14 protein-coding genes are annotated in these 19,241 nt (G+C 74.1%); 7 read left to right on the forward strand and 7 right to left on the reverse strand.

Translation table 11 applies throughout. The features are described 5' to 3' along the window. The first annotated feature begins 29 nt into the window (after positions 1-29). Positions 30-383: a phosphopantetheine-binding protein gene (locus ABT123_RS11715; RefSeq protein WP_351312246.1), complete on the forward strand. Its 354-nt coding sequence runs from the start codon at positions 30-32 to the stop codon at positions 381-383. Between the two features lie 61 nt (positions 384-444). Further along, complete coding sequence (locus ABT123_RS11720) at positions 445-5,049, forward strand: hypothetical protein (RefSeq protein WP_351312248.1); 4,605 nt, start codon at positions 445-447, stop codon at positions 5,047-5,049. Here ABT123_RS11720 and ABT123_RS11725 read toward each other — a convergent pair. The 4 genes from ABT123_RS11725 to ABT123_RS11740 form a co-directional block, all read right to left on the reverse strand. After that, positions 5,046-5,612 carry a GNAT family N-acetyltransferase gene (locus tag ABT123_RS11725; protein WP_351312249.1) on the reverse strand — a complete coding sequence of 189 codons (567 nt, stop codon included), beginning with the start codon at positions 5,610-5,612 and terminating at the stop codon, positions 5,046-5,048. The two genes, ABT123_RS11720 and ABT123_RS11725, sit on opposite strands and share 4 nt — an antisense overlap. A gap of 321 nt (positions 5,613-5,933) precedes the next feature. After that, a complete protein-coding gene (locus ABT123_RS11730) occupies positions 5,934-7,211 on the reverse strand; it encodes an NAD(P)/FAD-dependent oxidoreductase (protein ID WP_351312251.1) in 1,278 nt (425 codons plus the stop codon). Then, positions 7,208-7,537 (reverse strand): 2Fe-2S iron-sulfur cluster-binding protein, encoded by a 330-nt coding sequence (locus ABT123_RS11735; protein WP_351312253.1) that lies wholly within the window; start codon positions 7,535-7,537, stop codon positions 7,208-7,210. Before ABT123_RS11735 ends, ABT123_RS11730 begins: the two co-directional genes overlap by 4 nt. A gap of 117 nt (positions 7,538-7,654) precedes the next feature. After that, on the reverse strand, positions 7,655-8,086 hold the full coding sequence (locus tag ABT123_RS11740; protein ID WP_351312255.1) for a VOC family protein: 432 nt from the start codon (positions 8,084-8,086) through the stop codon (positions 7,655-7,657). 194 nt (positions 8,087-8,280) lie between these two features. Here ABT123_RS11740 and ABT123_RS11745 point away from each other — a divergent pair, with 194 nt between their 5' ends. The 3 genes from ABT123_RS11745 (at position 8,281) to ABT123_RS11755 (ending at position 14,525) form a co-directional block, all read left to right on the forward strand. Further along, positions 8,281-9,501, forward strand: coding sequence for a serine hydrolase domain-containing protein (locus tag ABT123_RS11745; RefSeq protein WP_351312257.1), 1,221 nt, complete (start codon positions 8,281-8,283; stop codon positions 9,499-9,501). A 156-nt stretch (positions 9,502-9,657) separates the two neighbouring features. After that, on the forward strand, positions 9,658-12,132 hold the full coding sequence (locus tag ABT123_RS11750; protein WP_351312258.1) for a SpoIIE family protein phosphatase: 2,475 nt from the start codon (positions 9,658-9,660) through the stop codon (positions 12,130-12,132). Next, positions 12,129-14,525, forward strand: a complete 2,397-nt coding sequence (locus ABT123_RS11755) for an ATP-binding SpoIIE family protein phosphatase (RefSeq protein WP_351312260.1) — start codon at positions 12,129-12,131, stop codon at positions 14,523-14,525. Before ABT123_RS11750 ends, ABT123_RS11755 begins: the two co-directional genes overlap by 4 nt. Positions 14,526-14,667: 142 nt before the next feature. On the opposite strand, the gene ABT123_RS11760 is transcribed toward ABT123_RS11755, so the two are convergent. Further along, the gene (locus ABT123_RS11760) at positions 14,668-15,270 is read right to left on the reverse strand and encodes a DUF2867 domain-containing protein (RefSeq protein WP_351312262.1); all 603 of its coding nucleotides are present in this window, start codon (positions 15,268-15,270) and stop codon (positions 14,668-14,670) included. Between the two features lie 96 nt (positions 15,271-15,366). Here ABT123_RS11760 and ABT123_RS11765 point away from each other — a divergent pair, with 96 nt between their 5' ends. Further along, entirely contained in the window at positions 15,367-15,927 is a 561-nt protein-coding gene (locus ABT123_RS11765) for a TetR/AcrR family transcriptional regulator (RefSeq protein ID WP_351312264.1), read from the forward strand. Positions 15,928-15,983: 56 nt separating this feature from the next. Continuing rightward, complete coding sequence (locus ABT123_RS11770) at positions 15,984-17,210, forward strand: FUSC family protein (RefSeq protein WP_351312266.1); 1,227 nt, start codon at positions 15,984-15,986, stop codon at positions 17,208-17,210. On the opposite strand, the gene ABT123_RS11775 is transcribed toward ABT123_RS11770, so the two are convergent. Next, positions 17,188-17,748, reverse strand: coding sequence for a hypothetical protein (locus ABT123_RS11775; protein ID WP_351312267.1), 561 nt, complete (start codon positions 17,746-17,748; stop codon positions 17,188-17,190). The genes ABT123_RS11770 and ABT123_RS11775 overlap by 23 nt on opposite strands. A 9-nt stretch (positions 17,749-17,757) precedes the next feature. After that, on the reverse strand, positions 17,758-18,981 hold the full coding sequence (locus tag ABT123_RS11780; protein WP_351312269.1) for a beta-ketoacyl-[acyl-carrier-protein] synthase family protein: 1,224 nt from the start codon (positions 18,979-18,981) through the stop codon (positions 17,758-17,760). Positions 18,982-19,241 lie beyond the last annotated feature (260 nt).

Below are 19,241 nucleotides of genomic sequence, written 5' to 3' on the forward strand. Positions count from 1 at the left end.
CGTCGCCCACCCCAGGAAAGGACCACACCATGCCGAACGAACGGACCACCCACCAGACCGCCCCCGCGACCACTCTCGCGACCACTCCCGCGTCCACTCCCGCGTCCGTGTCGGCCACGGCCGAGACGGTCCGCCGGATCTGGGCCGAACTGCTGGAGGTGGACGCCGAGTCGATCGACATCCACCAGAGCGACTTCTTCGAACTCGGCGGCTACTCGCTGCTCGCCCTCCAGGCCATCGGCCGCCTCCTCGCCGAGCAGGGCGTCGACGAGGTCGAGGCCGTGGAGCTCGAAGGCGCCCTCCTCAACCGCCTCTTCGAGGACGCCACCCCCCTGGCCCAGGCCGAGTGCCTCCTGACCACCACGACTCCGACCACGCCCTGACCCAACCGGCCCCGCCCCACCCCGGCCGGGCGTTGTCAGTGGGAGGTGCCAAGATCGAAGCATGACCAACCGGATTTCCCTGCCCTCCCATCCGCGCCTCTCGGCGGTGTACACCGACTGGGTCGACGCCCGCGACCCGGGCGCCGGTCCGGCGGCGGCCGGCCTGCTTGCCGACGCGGCGGAAGCCCTGCTGAGTGCGTACGGGAAGCCGGGCCGGTTCGTCGACACGATGGAGTGGAAGTCGCGGCAGCTGCCGCCGGCTCATCTGCCGTGGTTCTGGGACACGATGGGGCACCGGCTGATCTCTGTGCACCTGCGCTCCGCGGCCCGCGCCTTCGGCCTGGCCCGCAAGGCGGAGCGCACGCACCAGCTGCCGGTGGACACCGACTGGCACCGGGCGAACGTCCTGCTGTACGCCCGGCACGGCGCCCTGCCCGCCACCGAGCTCGGCGGCCACCAGGCCTGGCTGGCCACCGTCCTCGAACCGGGCCCGGCCCACGAGGAGTTCGTCCGGGTCCTCACCGCCTGGGGGGCGTCCCCCGGCGAGCTGCCGGCCGACCTGGCCCGCCGGGTCCGGGGCTCGGCCCGCGCCGCCGGGCTGGGCCCGGCCGAGGACGCCCGTATCCTGGCCCCACTGGTCGCCGGCGCCCGCGGCACGGCGGTGCCGGACCGCCTGCTGGACGCGGTTGCGGACCTGATGACCGGGAACCCGCCCGGGGACGAGGTGTGCGCCGCCCTGCTCGAGCTGTTCCCGGAGTCCCGGAACAACGCGGCCTCCTGGCTGCGGATCCTGCTGAACTCCGGCGCGGTTGAGGCCGCAGCCGCCGGCCGGATCGAACCCGAGGGCGGACTCGGTGACTGGCTGCGGAAGTACGCCCGCGCCTACTCACACCGTCCCTCCGGCGGGGGAGTGGTCCGCCAGCCCATGCCGGCCGAACTCTTCGAGGTGGTCGGCCGGTTCGCCCCGCGGCTGCGCGCCGTCGGCACCCCGGTGAAGCTGCACGAGGACCGGTACCGCTACCAGCACCTGGACGCCGACCTGCTGGACGTCTGCCTCGCCGAGGGCATCCCGGTCGAGGACCCGGGCGACGCGGTCCGGCTGGAGTTCTGGGACGAGCACTCGCAGCGTGACCTCAAGGCCCTCGCCGCCGACCCGGTCTTCGGGCGCAGGCTGGAGGGCACCGTGCACGCCGGGCTGCGCGGCCGGGGCACGGCGATCACCCGACTCCCGCACAACGCCGGCATCGCCGCCGAGGTACACGGCCGCATCGAGAGCCTGCTCGGCGCCCTGCGCGGCGGCGGTCTTGCGGCGGCCGACGAGGCCGTGGACGAACTGCGCGAGCTGCTCGACCGGCCGACCGCGACCGCCCTCGACGGCATCGAGGAGGCCCTCGCCGAGCTGGACCTGACCGGCCCGCTGGCCCGCGCCCTGCGCGCCGGGCTGCCCGAGGAGCTCGGCTGGCCGGCCCTGGAGGAGGCGCTGGCCGGCTTCGGCCCGGAGGAGACCGTGCGGGTCACCACCAGCTGGCCGGTCCTGACGGTGTACGGCGCCGGCCGCGCCGTCGCCGTCGACCACGCCGACCCGCGCGGCGACTGCACCTTCGAGATCCCCGCGCAGGCCACCGCCCATGCCGTGCACTGGGTGGGCGGACAGTTCCTGGTGAGCTGGACCGACCACGAACGCCACACCTGGGGGACGCACGCCTTCTGGGCCGACCGCCCGGAGGACGAGTTCGTCCCGGAGGAGCAGCTGGGCCTGCGCCCTTACGGCGGGTCCATCCAGGGCGGCCTCGGCTACCAGTTCGAAACCCCGGACGGTACCGGCCGGTTCGACGGGGACCGGATCCTGCGGCCCGGCGACCGGGAGGGCATCGGCAACCGCGCCTTCCAGCTGAGCGACGGCCGCGGCTTCTGGAGCGGCAGCGTGCACCACGCCCTCGAAACCTGGGCCCGGCTCGACCCCGCCACCGGCGCCCGGACCGGGGAGCGGACCCTGCCCGAGTTCCACCGCATTTCCGAACCGCCCGCCGGCACCGAGCACTACGAGGACGGCCAGATCCTGGCTTTTCTGCCGCCCGACGCCCCCGCCTCACCCCTGGGCCAGGACGGCCGGCTGGTCGGCTGCCGGATCTTCAACAAGACCCCGTGGAGCGGGTATTCGCCGCGGGAGTTCCGGCTGGAGTCCGTGGACGGCCGCACCGCCCGCTACCGCAGCCGCCGCTGGGGCCGCCGCCCCTTCGGGATCATCGCCCTGCCGCAGGGCGCCGAGGACGCCGTACTGACGGGCGACACCACCATCCGCTGCCATGCCGCCGAGGACAACTCCCTGCTCTGGCAGGTCCACGGCTTCCCCGGCTCCGACATGAAGTCCCGGCGCACCAGCACCCTCGGCGAGCAGGCCGGCCCGGTCCCGCCGCCCGCCTTCTGGCACTTCCTCACCCCGCGCGACGAGACCTCCTCCAAGACCCTGCGCACCGTGGGCGACCAGACCATCCGAAGCCTGCTCGACACGGCCCTGCGCGCGGAGCCGGGCCAGGACCCGGCCGTGCCCGGGGTGACCGAGCCGCGCGTCCGGGAGGGCGTGGCGCGCGCCGCCCGGCTGGCCGCCGACATCCTGCACCGCCGGCGCGAACTGTCCCGCCGGGTGGCCATCATGCGCTCCGGCCCGGTGGTCCACCTGGACAACCCGGTACCGGACACCGTCCTCACCCCCGCCCTCTGCGGCCTGCTCCCCGAACCCCGCTACCCGGACACCCACGTACCGCAGCCCCATCCCGCCCTGCTGACGGCCGTCGCCGCCGACGGCCGCCACCTGCGCGGGGAGATCGACGACGAGACCCGGCGCCTCGCCCTGCCCGCGGTCCCGGCCGAATGGGCCGCCCTGGCCGGCCGGATCGACGCGGTCGCCTGGCGGGTCGCCACCGACCCCACCCCCGCGGAGGAACGCGCCGCCCTCGCGGCCCTGCTGGAGACCTGGAGCACCCAGCCCTTCGCCGAACCGGGCCGTGCCTGGCGCACCGGCCGGGCCCCGGAGCGGCAGCTGGCCGCCTGCCGGACCGCCGGCGGCACCGTGGCTGCCGCCCCCGAACGCGGCGGCCTGGCCCGCTTCCTCCAGCCGGCCGGCGATCCGACACCCGCCGAGGCCGAGGAGTGCGAGACCGTCACCGTCGACCGGGACGACCGCATACGCCTGCCCCGCCTGCTGGAGCTCCTCGTCGAACACGGCCCGCTGCCCCTCCAGCCCGAGGCCCTAGACCTGTTCTGCTGGCGTACCGGCGTACGGCGGTACGTTGCCGCCCTCGTCCTCGGCGGGCTCCCCGACCGCGCGCGCCGCGACGACCTGGAGAAGCTGCTGCGCTCGGCGCCGTACAAGGCGAACAAGGACCTGGCCCGCCAGTACGCCTCCCTCCTCCACCGGCTCGGCCCGGCCGGCCGGCGCGCCGTGCTCGCGGCCGGCATGCCCGAGGACCCGGCCAAGCTGTGGGCCCCGGGAGGGGTCCTCGCCGCCGCGGAACGCATGGCCGCCGTCTGGGGCTCGCTGCTCGGCACCGTGCCGTACGTGGACGAGGGCCTCGCCGCCGCGCTGGACGCCGAGCTGGGCCTCCCCGACACCTGGGCGCGAGCCCTGCCGGACGGCCGGGCACCCGAGGGCGATCCCGGATTCGGCGAGGGCGGCTTCGTCCTCAAGGTCAGCACGGGCGGCACCCTGGCCCTCCACCACGCCGGCCCCGACGGCACCGCGGGCGCCTGGGTATTCGCCTCCTGCCCCGCCCACACCCGGGCCGCCTCGGTAGTGGCCTGGGCCCTGACCGAGCGCCCGGTCGCCGACCCTGCCGCCCGCGGCGCCCTCGCCCTGTACGCCCGGCTGCGGGCGGTGCTGGACGACCCCGGCACGCTGATCCCCCTGGACCGGTTGCGGCAGCTCGCCCGGCATGTGCCCGGTGACCCGGGCTTCGCTCCGTACCAGGGCACGGTCCTGCCGGGCCAGCAACAGGAGGGGGAGGAGACCGCGGAGCCGTCCACGGCCCACGACGACGGCCTGTTCGTGGTCTCCGTACCCGCCGGGGACGTCTTCCTGCGCCCGGCCGCCCTCACCGATCCGGCGTGCCTGGACCGCGCGGCCCGGCTCTGCGACGACCTGGACCTGCCCGCCCTGCTGGAGCACGTACACCGGCACCGGGACCTTTTCGCCGGCCTCGCCCGACTGGCCGAGCGGGCCGCCGCCACCCCCGTCCCGCCCGGCGGGTACGAGGTGAACCCGGCTCTTTCCGTGCCCGGCCTGGTCACCGAGGCCGCCCGGACCCTCGGGGTGAGCGCGGAAGCCGCCGCCCTCCACCTCCAGCTCCTGACCCTGGCCCGCCCCACCGACGCCAACGTCCGCCGCTGGAACGCCTGGACCCCGGCCCGTCACAAGGCGGCCCAGGCGGAACTGGTGGCGGCCGGCGCGGTCCGGACCGGCCGCCGGGCCCGGGCGGGCCGCACGGCCTTCCTGCCCGGCCCCTGGACCGAGCTGAAGCCCCCGCACCTCCCGCTGGAGGCGGGCAAGCCGGCCACCCACCTGGCCACCGTCAGGGACTCCACCCTGACCGCCCCGCTCCTCCGGCTCCTCGCCCCGGCCCCGGTCCACGAACTGTTCGCGCAGGCGTGGAGTGCGGACGTCGGCTAGAGAGGGGTCTGCAGGTCACCCTGGACGAGGGAGTGCAGGTGCTCGTCGTGCCAGCCGTCCGCGTGCAGCAGGGCACTGCGCAGGGTGCCCTCCAGCGTGTACCCGGCCTTGTCCGCCACCCGGCAGGACGCCGGGTTGGCCACCGAGTGGCAGAGCCGCAGCCGGTGCAGCCCGAGTTCCTCCAGGGCCCATCGGCCGGCCCGCTGCACCGCCTCGGCCATCAGGCCGGCACCGCGGGCGGCGGGCAGCACCCAGTAGACGATCTCCGCGCTGCCTCCGGCCAGATCGATGTCCCCCCACCCGATCAGGCCCACCGGCGGCTCGCCGCCCGGCCGGGCGAGAGCCCAGATGGCACTCCGCTCGGCCCGCCAGCGCTCGTGCATGCCCTCGATCCGCCGCCGCGCCTCTTCGGGTGAGTCCACCAGCAGCCGGTTCCACTGCCGAATGGCCGGGTCCCGGCTCGCGGCGACAAGGGCCCCGCAATCCGCTGTGTTCTCGGCCCGCCACGGCCGCAGCTCCGGGCCGCTCGCCAGCGCCAGCACCGGCTGTTCATTCGCAGCCATGCGGCCGGCGGGGACGACCGGGGGTATCGGGGAGCTCGGGGGTATCGGGGTATGGGAGATCATCCAGGCATCCTGCCACGGCCGTCCTGGGCCAACGCCCGCGCGGGCGACCCGGTTTCGGGTCGCCCGTCGGCGATATGGGGGAGGGAGGGCTGTCCGCCCCCCCCGGCGAGGATGCGTCGGTGCCGATCGGGCACCGTCGCGCATCCTCGTGCCGCCCCGGGGCCGGCCGGTCGGGCCGGGCGCCGTGGCATGGAGACTGCGGGGTCCGTGCCGGGATGGCGCACGGACGCTCCTTGCGTACGGGACGTGTTGCGCCCCTCACGCAGCCACCGGCACCGCCACCGGGCCGCCCGACCGCGCCTTGAAGTGCGCCCGGAGGGTGAACCCCTCGGCGGCGGCCTCCCAGCGGCTCAGCGGGATGCCGTCGGCAAGGAGCCGGCGTGCGGACATGTGGTCTGCGGGCTTGTTGACGGACTCGACCGCCACCAGCTCGTCCTCGCGGAACAGCAGGACGGAGAAGGCACCGGACGGATCGCCCAGGATCAGCTCGGAGTCGTGGTCCTGGCCGAGGCCGGCGATCTGCAGGGTGGTCGAGAACTGGGTGCTCCAGAACCAGGGCAGGTCCCCGTACGTCCGGTCGGATCCGGTGAGCCGGTCGGCCACCAGCCGGGCGTGGTCGACGGCGTTCTGCACCGACTCGATGCGCAGCGGCGCGGCGGCCCGCGGGTGGGGGAACACGGCACAGTCGCCGACCGCGGAGATCCGCGGGTCACTGGTCAGCAGCCGGGAGTCGGTGACGATCCCGCCGGCCACCGACAGGCCTGCGGCCTCCGCCAGTTCGGTGCACGGCACCGCCCCGGCGCCGACCAGCACCAGGTCCGCGGGCAGCCGACGGCCGTCGGTCAGTTCCACCGAGGCCACCCGTCCGTCGCCGTCGCCGCCCTCGTGGAAGGCGAGGACACCCTGGTCGAAGACCAGTTCGTTGCCGTGTTCCCGGTGCAGGCGGCTGAAGTGCTCGGCCGTCCGGGCCGAGAGGACCCGGGCCAGGGGCCGCCCGAGCGCCTCGACGACCGTCACCCGGTGCCCCAGCTCCCGGGCCGAGGCGGCGAATTCGAGGCCGATGAACCCGGCGCCCACGATGACCACGTCCGCGGCCGGCGCGAGGTCCTTCCGGAGCGCATCCGCGTCCGCCAGCGTACGCAGGGTCCGTACGCCCCGCAGGTCCGAGCCGGGAATCGGCAGGGTCCTGGCCCTGGCCCCGGTCGCCAGCACGAGGTGGTCATAGCTGAGCTCGGCGCCGTCGCCGAGCCGGACGGTCCGCGCGGCCCGGTCGAGGGCGACGACCGTGCCGGTGACCCGCTGGACCTCGTTCCGCTCGTAGAACGACTCTGGTCGCAGCCACAGTTGAATTTCGTCCACATCTCCCTTGAGGTAGGCCTTGGACAGCGGCGGGCGCTCGTACGGCAGCACGCCCTCATCGCCGATCAGGGTGATCCGCCCCTGATGGCCGCTCTCGCGCAGCGACGCGACGGTCTGGCAGCCGGCCTGTCCGGCGCCGATGACGACGACGTGGCCGGCCCCGGCGTACGGGCTCACCGGTACTGCCGCTCGGGCAGGCGGACGATCAGTCCGTCGAGGGCGTCGGTGACGGTGAGCTGGCAGCTCAGGCGGCTGTTCGGCTCCCGCGTGCAGGCCGTGAAGTCGAGCATCTCGTCCTCCTCCGACTCCGGGGCCTCCAGCTTGTCGAGGGCGGTGGGCTCCACGTAGACGTGGCAGCTGCCGCACTGGGCGTAACCGCCGCACTGGCCGACGATGCCGGCGACGTCGTTGGAGACGGCGCCGCGCATGATGCTGGTGCCCTGAGGGAGGTCGAGAGTCGTCTCCGTGGAACGGTCGGCGGCGACATACGTGATCTTGGGCATGGAATGCTCCTGGGACGGTCGGTGGGCGGTGCTGTTCGCTCCTTCTGACCACGACGTTAGGAACGCGCCATATCGGCCGGTTACCTCCCGGCTATCGCCCCGCCACCGACCCGGAGCTCAGCGTTCCGACAGCTCCGATGGCGCCTCCTGGACCACCCAGCCGTTGCCGTCCGGGTCCTCGAAGGTGAGGAAGGAGTTCCAGGTGCCGCCCTTGCCGTCCGCCCAGCCCGTCTCCCCGACATGGCGGATCGGTGAGACCTCCACCCCGCGGCCCAGCAGCTCCCCGCGCGCCGCCTCGATGTCCGTGACACAGAGCTGGAGCCCCTGCAGCGTCCCCGGGGCCATCACCTTCGTACCGGGCGCCGCCGGCATCCCCTGGAGCATCGCGATGGAACACCGCGAGCCGGGCGGGGTCAGCTGGATGATCCGCAGACCGGGGGCGACCTCGTCGTCGAGATCGACCTTGAAGCCGACCCTGTCGGCGTAGAACTCCTTCGACCGGTCCATGTCCGTGACCGGGACCGGGACGACTTCGAGCGTCCAGTTCATGGCAAACCTCCTCGGACAGAGACGTCCACCCTCGCCCATCGGGCAGCCCCCGCGCACGCCGCAACGCCACGGCGGGATGGCTGAAAAAAAACCGGCCCAACCACCCCAAGTGCGCTCAACCTTGAGGGCCGTTCCAAGGTCATCACCGGTGACCGGGCGCACCAGGCGCCCGGCGATACGGGTGGGAGAAGCACATGGCAGGTCGTCGTACGACGCGCCGGATCACGCACGCGGCGCTGGCGGTGGTCGCCGCCGCCGCGGTGGCGGTCACCGGACTCACCGGCAGCGCGTACGCCGCCGGGCCCGCGGACGGCGGACAGAGCGGTCAGAGCGGACTGGCCGGGCAGGACGGAGCCCACCGGGCCACCCGGCAGGCGCTCGAAGCCGCCGTCGCGGCGGGCGCGCCCGGCGCCCTCGCGGTGGCGGAGCGCGGCCGGCACACCTGGGCGGGCGCGGCCGGCAAGGGCGACCTGCGCACCGGCGAGAAGCGGCAGGCACAGGACCGGTTCCGGGCGGGATCCATCACCAAGACCTTCGTCGCAACGGTGCTGCTCCAGCTGGAGGCCGAGGGCAAGCTCAGCCTCGACGACAGCGTGGAGAAATGGCTCCCGGGGCTCGTCCAGGGCAACGGCCACTCCGGCCGGAAGATCACCCTGCGCCAACTCCTCAACCACACCAGCGGAGTGTTCTCCTACACCGAGGACGAGGCATTCGGTCAGAAGGTCTTCGGTACCGGCTTCTTCCGTCACCGTTACGACACCTGGAAGCCGGAGCAGCTCGTCCGGCTGGCCATGACCCACAAGCCGTACTCCGCCCCCGGCACCGGATGGCGCTACTCGAACACCAACTACGTCCTGGTCGGCCTGGTCATCGAGAAGGCCACCGGCAACCCGTATGCGAAGGAGGTCGAGCGGCGGATCCTGCGCCCCCTGCGCCTGGACGCGACCGTACTGCCCGGGACCCGTGCGGGCATGCCGGAGCCCGCCGGGCGCGCCTACTCCAAGCTGTCCCCCGACACGACCGGCCCCACCCACGACGTCACCGCGCTCAACCCCTCCATCGCGGGCGCGGCCGGCGAGATCGTCACCGATGCCCGTGACCTGAACGACTTCTACCGCGCCCTGCTCTCGGGCCGCCTGCTCGGCCCCCGCCAGATGCGGGCCATGACCACCACCGTGCCGGTCCCCGACGCGCCCGGGGTGGGCTACGGGCTGGGGCTCATGAGCGCCAAGCTGTCCTGTGGTACGGAGGTGTGGGGCCACGGCGGCGGAATCCACGGGTCCAGCTCCAATGCGGTGGTCACCCGCGACGCACGGCACGCCCTGGCCGTGAACCTCAACGGGGACTGGGCCGGCGACTCACAGAGCGTGATCGAGGCCGAGTTCTGCGGCAGCAAGCAGCCCGCCGGCAAGTAGCCCGCCGTCCGGCCGGGCCCGGGCACCCCGCCCGGACCCGGCCGGGACCCGGCCCGGCCGCCCTGCCGGGCCGGGCCCGGTGGCCCGTCCGGAGCCCGTGCGGATGCGGCAGCCGCAGCGAGGGGCGCATCCTGGCTGTGTGATCGGGAGAGAGGTGTGATCGGGAGGCCGGACGACGGCGGACGGGTTCCGGACGAGTTGGCCCTGGCGCTCGCCCAGGCCACGGTGGGCGCGATCGAAACCGTCGGCGGGTACGCCGGTGGGGTATACCTGCGCTCCCGGGCCGCGGGCCTGCTCCGGCTGGCCGTCGTCGCAGGGCTGCCCGGATCGCTGTTCCGGCCCTGGTGGCGTATGCACGTCAACCGCCCGTACCCGGTGGCCGAGGCGCACCGCTCCGGGCAGGCCGTCCACCTCGCCAACGCCGAGGAGGCCATGCGGCGCTACCCGCAGCTGATGGCCGGGCTGCCCTTCCCCTTCGGCTCCATGTACGTGCCCCTGGTCGCGGGGCTCGAACGGTTCGGCGTCCTGATGGTGCTGCGCGCCGCGACCCCGGGGGCGGTCGTCAGCGACTCCGACCGCCAGCTGCTCCGCGAGGCGGCACAGCAGCTTGCCGCCCGCCTGGCCGCGCTCGCCGCCGACGGCACGGCCGTGGTCTGGGAGGACGAACCGGTGAGCCTCACCCTGCCGGCGCCCCTGGAGACCCCCCTGCGCGCCGGCCGCTTCGACTGGGACCTCGAGACCGGGCTGGTCACCGTCGACGCGGAGCTGTGCGCGCTCGCCGGACTGGACCCCGCGGACTTCCCGGGCGACGTGGCCGTCCTCACCGCCGACTGGTGGCCGGAGGACCGCCAGGGGCTGTGGGCGATCGCGCGCGAGCTCGCGGACCAGCACGAGCCGGAGACCCGGCGGCTGGTGCTGAGCCGCCCCGACGGGCGGCGGCTCGTCCTCGACCTCACCGCCCGGCCGGGCCCGGCCGGGCCGCCGCGCCTGCTGTCCGGGCTCGTGCTGGACCTCGGCACCGCCCCCCTCACCGAACAGGCCGCCGACCGCCTCCCGCAGGCGGTGCTCTCCCTCGACCGGACCGGCCGGGTCACCTACGCCAACGACGGCGTCCCGGACCTGCTCGGGCACAGCCGGGCCGAGCTGGCCGGCCGGGTGCTGTGGGAGGCCCTGCCCTGGCTCGGCCACACCGCCTACGAGGACTACTTCCGCGCCGTCATGATGGGCAGCGACCCCGTCCAGTTCATGGCCCGCCGCTCCCCGAACGAGTGGATTTCGGTCTTCCTGCACCCCGGCCCCGGCGGCGTGACCGTCACCCTCAACACCGAGGAACACCCCGCCTACACCCCGAACTCCCTGGTCCGACCGGGCGGCGGGCTGGGCTCCCCGGCCGACCGGGCCGCGGCGCTGTACCGCCCGGTCGCCCTCGCCATCGCCCTCACCGAGGCCGTCACCGCCCGCCAGGTGTCGGCCGTGGTGACCGAGGAGCTGCTGCCCGCCTTCGGCGGCCGTCAGCTCGCCATCTACCTGCTGAACGACCGGCACCTCTACCTCGCCTGGGAGACCGGCTTCCCGAAGGGGTTCCTCGACCGCTTCGACGGGGTCTCCCTGGAGGTCAGGCTCCCGGGCGTGGAGACGCTCACCTCCGGCCGCCCCATCTTCTTCGAGTCCATGCAGCACCTCGCCGCCGCCTACCCCGGCATCGCACTCGACGCCGACATCGGCGCCCGCGCCTTCCTGCCGCTCATCGCCTCCGGCCGGCCGGTGGGCTCCTGCATCCTCGGCTTCGACCGGCCCCGCGGCTTCAGCCCGGAGGAGCGTACGGTGCTCACGGCCCTCGCCGGCCTCATCGCCCAGGCCCTCCAACGCGCCCAGCGCTACGAATCCGAAGCCACCCTCGCCCGCGGACTGCAGGACGCCCTGCTCCCGCACCGGCTCCCGGTGGTCGACCACGTCGACACCCTCGGCCGCTACCTCCCCGGCACCGAGGGCATGGACATCGGCGGCGACTGGTACGACGTCATCGAAACCGGTTCCCTGCCGGGCCGCAGCATCGCCCTGGTCATCGGAGACGTTCAGGGGCACGGCGTGGCAGCCGCCTCCACCATGGGCCAACTCCGCAGTGCCGTCAGGGCGTTCGCCCTCAGCGGCCAATCCCCGCAGGACGTGGTGAGCGGCACCAACCGGCTGCTGATCGACCTCGACCCCGGCCAGTTCGCCAGCTGCTGCTACGTCCTGCTCCATCCGGAGACGGGCGCCGCGCGGGCCGTACGGGCCGGGCACCCGCAGCCGCTGCTGCGCCACCCCGACGGCCGGACCGACGTACTGGACCTCCCGGGCGGGGTGGTGCTCGGCGTCGACAGCGAAGCCCAGTACCCGGTCACCGAGTTCCGGCTCGAACCCGGCGCCATCCTCGCCCTCTACACCGACGGACTCGTGGAACAGCCGGGCGCTGATATCGACGTGGGCATCGAGCGGCTCCGCGCCACCCTCGCCGAGGCCGGGTCGGGCGGCCTGGCCGACACCGCCGACCGGCTCGTCCGCGAGGCAGGCGAAGCCGCCGACCGGCCCGACGACGTCGCCCTGCTGCTGGCCGCACGCTGGACGACGCAGTGGAGGCAGGCGTCATGAGCGCGATCCCTCCCGGCTTCGGCGAACTGCACGGCCCGCTGGACGTGTCCCGGGCGGCCATGGCCGTCCTCGACGGCGAGGGCCGGGTGCTGGGCTGGAGCCCGGCGGCCGTGGAACTGCTCGGGTACGCACCGTCCGAGGTGCTCGGCCGGCCGTTCACCAGCCTGGTGACCGACTCCTCGGCGCCAGAACTCCTGCCGGGCCTGCGGCGCGTCCTGTGGGTGCGCCGCCGGGCCGGGCACACCGCACGGCTGGCGGTCGCCGTCCTCCCCCTGACACCCGGCGAGGTCGAAGCCCACGGCGAGGCCGACGGCCACGCCGGCCTGCGGGACGACCACGACCGGGGGACCCGCCCGGCCCGCCTGCTCGCCATGGCCGACGCCGCCGAAACCGAGCAGTGGGACGCCCTGCAGTCGATGCTCCGCGGCCTGGCCACCGAGTCCCCGGTGGGCCTCGCCATCTACGACACCCGGCTGCGCGTGGTCTGGACGAACGCCGCCCTCTACGCGGAGATGGGCCCCGCCGACTACGCCGGAGTCGGCCCGGACGACATGGTCACCCACGGCGTGGTCCTCTCTCCCGGCATGCCCGGCACGCTGGAGGAGGTCATGAGCGCGGTGCTCACGACCGGAGAGCCGGTGCTCGATCTGCACTACCGAGGCCGCCCGCCCTCCGCCCCCGACCGCGACTACGTCTGGTCCTGCTCGTACTACCGGCTGGAGGACACCGCCGGCGCCCCGCTCGGCGTCTGCGAGGAGACCATCGACATCACCGAGCGCTACATCGCCCAGCAGCGCCTGGACCTGCTGGTCCGGGCCGGCACCAGCGTGGGCACCACCCTCGACATCATCCGCACGGCCCGGGAGTTCGCCGCCGTCACCACCCCGCAGTTCGCCGACTCGGTCACCGTGGACCTGCTGGAGACCGTGCTCGACGGCGACCGCCCCGCACCCCCCGCCACCACCGACGCCCCCGACAGCCCACCCATGGTCCGCGTCTGGCCCCCCGGGGACGTCCGGCCCCCGGCCGCCCTGCGGCCCGTCCGCGAACCGAACCTGCTGGCCGTACCGCTCCGCGCCGAGGGCGCCGACCTGGGCATCGCGGCCTTCTGCTGGGAACACCGCCGCAACCCCTTCGACCCCGGCGAACTGGCCGTGGCCGACGAACTCGCCGCCCGGCTCGCGGTCTGCATCGCCAACGCCCGCCGCTACGCCCGCGAGCACGCCGCCGCCCTGATGCTCCAGCGCAGCCTGCTGCCCCGGCTGCTGCCGCAGCTGTCCGCGGTCGAGCTCGCGTACCGCTACCTGCCCGCCGACAGCCGGGCCGGGGTCGGCGGGGACTGGTTCGACGTCATCGCCCTGTCCGGAACCCGGGTGGGCCTGGTCGTCGGAGACGTGGTCGGGCACGGTCTGGGCGCAGCCGCCACCATGGGCCGGCTCCGCGCCAGCGTGCGCGCGCTGGCCCGGATGGACCTCGCGCCCGACGAACTCCTCGCCCGCCTGGACGACCTCGTCACCCAGGGCATCGACGAACGTGCCGCGGTCCGCATCGAGGGCGAGGACCTGCCCGAGGACGAGGCCCTCGGCGTCACCTGCCTCTACGCCGTCTACGACCCGGTCACCGGGACCTGCACCATGGCCCGCGCCGGACACCCGCTGCCCGCGGTCGTCGACCCGTCCGACGGTACGGTGACCTTCCCCGAACTGCCGCCGGGACCCCCGCTGGGCCTGGGCGGCCTCCCCTTCGAGTCCGCCGAACTGACCCTCCCGCAGGGCAGCCTGCTCGCCCTGTTCACCGACGGCCTGGTCCGGGGCCGCGACCTCGATCTCGACGAGCAACTTGACACCCTGCGCACGGTCCTGACCCGTTCCGAGCGGCCCCTAGACGACCTCTGTGACGCGGCGGTGGCGGCCCTGCTGCCCGCCCCGGCGGACGACGACGCGGCCCTGCTCCTGGTCCGCACCCGGGTTCTCGGCCGCAATCAGGTGGCCGTCTGGGAGCTGACCACCGACCCCCAGGCCGTCGGCCGGGCGCGCGCGGCGGCAGCCGCCCAGTGCCGCGACTGGGGACTCGGCGAGGACCTGCTCTTCACCACCGAACTCGTGGTCAGCGAACTGGTCACCAACGCCATCCGGCACGCCGCGGCCGGCCCCGTCCAACTGCGACTGATCCGCGACCAGACCCTCATCTGCGAGGTCTCCGACAGCGGCCACACCTCACCCCACCTGCGCCATGCCGCCAGCGACGACGAGGGCGGCCGGGGCCTGTTCCTCGTCGCCCAGACCACCCAGCAGTGGGGCACCCGCTACACCCCCACCGGCAAGACGATCTGGGCCGAACAGGCCCTCCCCGCGCCCCCGCAGGACGAGAACCCGACCGGTACCGGAGAATGACAGCTGACCGACCGTCTGCGACACCGAGGGGGCTGGCTTGCTGTTCCGAATCCTGGGGCTGCGCCGTGCGTTGAAGATCGTGGGCATCGTGGTGGTCGGGGTGATGCTCTACACGGCGTCCAAGAACTGACCGCGCCACCCCCTAGGGCCGTCCCGCGCGCCTCTGCGCCGCGTTGTCCTGCCATTCGTGCCCGATCGACCGGATCAGCGCCGGGTACACCCCCAGGTACCGGAAGGGCTTGATGGCGGCCAGGTAGAGGGTGCCCAGCCGTCCGTTCGGCTTCACCAGGACGGCCATCTGGCCGTGGTGGCCGCCGGCCCCGTCCGCCACCCAGCCGATGTGCATCACGGCCTGCACGGTCCGGTTCGCCGACTCGGCGACCCACTCGTCGTGGGTCTGGAAGACGGAGGTGAACGGCACCGTGCGCAGGTCGGGCCCGCGGAGGCCCTCGCGGAGGTCCAGCGGTAGCCGGTCCCGCAGGGTCGGCACCCGGGCGCCGATGCCGTCGTCGGGCTTGTCCCAGCCCATGAGCTTTCCGATCCTCCAGCGGATCGCAAACAGCAGACGCGGTACGGGGGAGGACAGGTGCCCCTCGTTGGAGTCCGCGAACTGCTCCACCAGGTACCCGAGGTCGTCCGGGCCCCCTGGGGTGGGGAGCGCCCACACCGAATCGAGGTGGAAGTCGGCGGCGATCTCGTGGATCCGCCAAGGGCGGGACGTGTACGCGCTCTTCGGGAGTCTCATCGGCAAGCCCCTTCTATACGATGCCGTATGGAGACAGGCTAGCCCTGTCCATACGGTGCCGTATGGACAGGGTGGATATGTGAGGGGAGACACATCATGGGCGTGACCCGAACGCCTCGCGGCACCTGGATCGAGGAAGGGCTGCGGGCCCTGGCGGCCGGCGGGCCCGAAGCCGTCCGCATCGAGTCACTGGCCCAGGCCATCGGCGTCAGCAAGGGCGGCTTCTACTGGTACTTCCGCAACCGGGACGCCCTGCTCACCGAGATGCTCGACACCTGGGAACGCGGGGTCACCGAGGCCGTGATCGACCAGGTCGAGAGCGGTGGCGGGGACGCGCGGGCCAAGCTGGAGAGGCTGTTCGCCATCGTCGACTCGGCCGGCGACGATCCGGTGACGGGCACCGCCACCGACCTCGCCGTCCGCGACTGGGCCCGCCGCGACGAGGCCGCCGCGCAACGGCTCCGCCACGCCGACACCCGGCGCATGCAGTACCTGCGCTCGCTGTTCCGCGCCTTCTGCCCCGACGAGGACGACGTCGAGGTCCGCTGCATGCTCACCTTCTCCGTGCGCATCGGCAACCACTTCATCGCCGCCGACCACCCCGCCCACACCCGCGAAGAGGTCATGCACCTGACCGGCACCTGGCTCCTGCGGTAGCCGGGTGCCGGCTGCGGTCCCGCATCACCGGGCGCAGGATGGGCAGGTGCGTCGGCATGTGGCAAGAGACCAGCCCGTTCGAACGTGCCGCCCGCCTCCGGCGCGACCCCGTCGCCGTCCAGGCGCTGCGCTCCACCGCAGCCGCCGTCATCAGCTACGTCATCGCCCTCCGCCTCAGCAGCGAACCGGCACCCCTGACCGCACCCCTCACCGCCCTGCTCGTCGTCCAGGTCACCCTCTACTCGACCCTCACGACGGGCATCCGGCGCGTGAACTCGGTTGTCGCCGGAGTCCTCATCGCCATCGGATTCAGCGCCCTCGTCGGCCTGACCTGGTGGAGCCTGGGGCTGATCATCCTGGCCTCGCTGATCGTGGGCCACCTGGTGCGCGTGGACGAGTTCGTCCCCGAGGTGGCCATCAGCGCCATGCTTGTCCTCGGCGTCACCCGGGTCGCGGACACCGCCTGGGACCGGGTGCTGGAGACACTGATCGGCGCCGCGGTCGGGCTGCTGATCAACCTGCTCTTCGCGCCTCCCGTCTGGGTCGGACCCGCCGGCGCGGCCATCACCGACCTGGCGGGCAGGATGCGCACCCTGCTGCGCCACATGAGCGAGCAGCTGGACGGCCACACCCGGGTGGAGGACGCGGTGGCGCGCCTCCACGAAGCCCGTCGGCTGGACAACGACATCGCCCACGTCGACACCGCCCTCCGCCAGGCCGAGGACAGCCTGCGGCTCAACCCGCGGGTCAAGGAAGGCCTGCTGTTCCGCCTGGTCCTGCGCACCGGGCTGGACACGCTGGAGATCTGCGCCGTGGTCCTCCGGGTGGCCTGCCGCACCCTCACCGACCTGGCCGTGATCCGTACCGACGACGCTGCCGACGCCACCGACGCCCGCGACTCCCTGTTCCCGCCGCCCGTCACCCGCGCCCTGCGCGAGGTGCTCGACCACCTGGCCGTCGCCGTCGACAGCTTCGCCCGGCTGATCACCGCGCAGGTCAGCGCCAACGCGGAGGAGGCGGAGGCCCGGCTGGCCCGCGAGCTGGCCACCGCCCGGTCGAGCCGTGACCACCTCGCCGCGCTCCTGCTCGAGCAGGTACGCGACCACCCGGCGCAGTGGCAGCTGCTCGGCGCCCTGCTCGCCGATATCGACCGGGTGCTGGACGAGCTCGGCGTGGACAAGCGCTCCCAGCGCCTGATGGAGGAACTCGACCGGCACTCCCGCGCCCGGCAGGAACGCCACCCCCGGCTGGCCCGCCTCGTCAGTGGCCTGCGGCAGCCTTGACCAGGGCGACGGCCACACCGATGACCGCGTCGACGACACCGCCCAGCACCGCCACGACGGTGCTGCTGCCCATCCGGATGCCGCCGTACCAGCCCCAGCTGAACAGACCGGCGACATTCACCCCGGCGGACACCAGCAGAGCGGTGTCCAGGGCCATCACGCCCAGGGCCGCCGCCGCGATCAGCACCAGCGGGCCCGCGGCGGACAGCAGCAGCGGACTGCTGACGGCCAGCATGCCGCGCAGTTCACGGCCGGCCGCCGACCGGCCGTGGACGACCCGGTGCGCCTGCAGGTCCGCGACCAGGGCGGCCAGCCACAGACCGACCGCCGCGGTCAGCACCGTGGCGGCGGCTCCGGCGGGATCGACGTGCTCGGCGCTTGCGAGGCCCATCACCACGGAGATCATGGTGATCGAGGCGTACAGGCGTTCCTTGAGGCGCGCGGCCGAGTACCGCGGGTCGTCCTCGGCGACCCAATCGGTATAGGGGGAGCCGGCGGGGCCCGCGGGGCCGCCGCCGGGCGTCTCGTCGTGCGCCACGCGGCCCCCTCACCCCGTCGTGAAGACCAGCACGGTGTTCTGGCCGCCGAAGCCGAAGGAGTTCGACAGCGCGGCTGACATGGCCGCGGGCCGCGGCCGGCCGGTCACCACATCGAGTTCACGCCCTGGGTCCTGGCGCCCCAGGTTGGCCGTCGGCGGAATCTGCCGGCGCTCGAGACTGAGGACGGTCAACGCGGCCTCCACGGCACCCGCCGCGCCGAGGGAATGACCGAGTACGCCCTTGGGCGCGGTGACCGGCGGCGGGGTCCGGCCGAAGAGCCGGAGCAGGGCGAGGGCTTCGGCGGCGTCACCGGCCGGTGTCGACGTGCCGTGGGCATTGACCTGGTCGATGTCACCCGGGCCGAGACCGGCGTGGGCCAGGGCGGCCCGCATGGCAGCCTCGGCCCCCGCCCCCTCCGGGTGCGGGGCGACCGGGTGGTGCGCATCGCCGGTGGTGGCATGGCCGCGCAGCACGGCGCGCGTGTGTGCGCCCCGGGCCAGGGCGTGGGCGGGCCGTTCGAGGACGAGGACGGCGGCGCCCTCGGAGAGGACGAAGCCGTCGCGGTCCGCGTCGAACGGGCGGGAGGCGGCGGCCGGGGCCCCCGTACGGCGGGAGAGCGCGTGCATCTGCTGGAAGCAGGTGGCGGTGCCGGGGGTACAGCCTGACTCGGAGCCGCCCGCCAGCACGATGTCGCAGCGGCCCGCTGCGATCAGGTCGGCGGCGACCCCGAGGGCGGTGCCGCCGGAAGCGCAGGCACTGGAGACGGTGAAGCCCGGACCGCGGGCGCCGAGGTCCAGGGCGACCTCGGCGGCGGCCATGTTGGGCACGCTGCGCGGCAGCGCGAGGGGCGAGACCCTCCGGGCGCGCCCCTCGCCGATCAGGGTGAACTCGCGGACGTACCGGTCCAGGCTGTTGCTCCCCACCCCGAGGATCACGCCGACGCGGCCGGCGTCCCAGGTCGCGGGGTCGAGCTTGGCGTCGGTCACGGCCTGCCGTGCCGCGTGCAGGGCGTACTGGATAAAGGGGTCCACCCGGCGGGCCAGCCGACGGCCGAGTACGGCGTCCGGGTCGAATCCCGTGATGCGGCAGGAGATGTCCACGGGCAGCCCAGCCAGGGCCGGGTCGGTCCCGGCCAGACCGCGGCCGTCACACACACCCGCCCAGGTCTCCTCCGGATCGTGGCCGGCCGGAGTGATCATCCCGATGCCGGTGACGGCGACTTCGCAGGACATGGCGTACTCCTCGGGGAAGGCGGATCGGAGACATCCGGGAGCGAGCTCTAGCCGATCCCCGGCGTGCACCGACACCAACGCGGCGGTGGTGTCACCCGCGCGGCCCTCGCGGTTCACCCGCGGACCCCAACCACCGGGCCGGGGCGGCAACGGCGGCCGGGGCGTGTTTGCCGGCACCGCCGCCACCGCCGCCCGGAGCACGGGCGGGTCGGCCGTAGCGCCGGTGTCGGCCGGGTGGGGTGTTTCGGCGGGGTGTCCGC

Origin of the sequence: Streptomyces sp. NPDC002054 (assembly GCF_040296685.1) — a bacterium.
Classification (GTDB): Bacteria; Actinomycetota; Actinomycetes; order Streptomycetales; family Streptomycetaceae; genus Streptomyces.

What these genes read in the sequence shown, in the direction of transcription:
- ABT123_RS11745 (WP_351312257.1), top strand. Translation starts at nt 8,281, where the DNA reads ATGGCAGGTCGTCGTACGACGCGCCGGATCACGCACGCGGCGCTGGCG.
- ABT123_RS11720 (WP_351312248.1), top strand. Translation starts at nt 445, where the DNA reads ATGACCAACCGGATTTCCCTGCCCTCCCATCCGCGCCTCTCGGCGGTG.
- ABT123_RS11765 (WP_351312264.1), top strand. Translation starts at nt 15,367, where the DNA reads ATGGGCGTGACCCGAACGCCTCGCGGCACCTGGATCGAGGAAGGGCTG.
- ABT123_RS11760 (WP_351312262.1), bottom strand. Translation starts at nt 15,270, where the DNA reads ATGAGACTCCCGAAGAGCGCGTACACGTCCCGCCCTTGGCGGATCCAC.
- ABT123_RS11740 (WP_351312255.1), bottom strand. Translation starts at nt 8,086, where the DNA reads ATGAACTGGACGCTCGAAGTCGTCCCGGTCCCGGTCACGGACATGGAC.
- ABT123_RS11725 (WP_351312249.1), bottom strand. Translation starts at nt 5,612, where the DNA reads ATGGCTGCGAATGAACAGCCGGTGCTGGCGCTGGCGAGCGGCCCGGAG.
- ABT123_RS11780 (WP_351312269.1), bottom strand. Translation starts at nt 18,981, where the DNA reads ATGTCCTGCGAAGTCGCCGTCACCGGCATCGGGATGATCACTCCGGCC.
- ABT123_RS11735 (WP_351312253.1), bottom strand. Translation starts at nt 7,537, where the DNA reads ATGCCCAAGATCACGTATGTCGCCGCCGACCGTTCCACGGAGACGACT.
- ABT123_RS11770 (WP_351312266.1), top strand. Translation starts at nt 15,984, where the DNA reads ATGTGGCAAGAGACCAGCCCGTTCGAACGTGCCGCCCGCCTCCGGCGC.
- ABT123_RS11755 (WP_351312260.1), top strand. Translation starts at nt 12,129, where the DNA reads ATGAGCGCGATCCCTCCCGGCTTCGGCGAACTGCACGGCCCGCTGGAC.
- ABT123_RS11715 (WP_351312246.1), top strand. Translation starts at nt 30, where the DNA reads ATGCCGAACGAACGGACCACCCACCAGACCGCCCCCGCGACCACTCTC.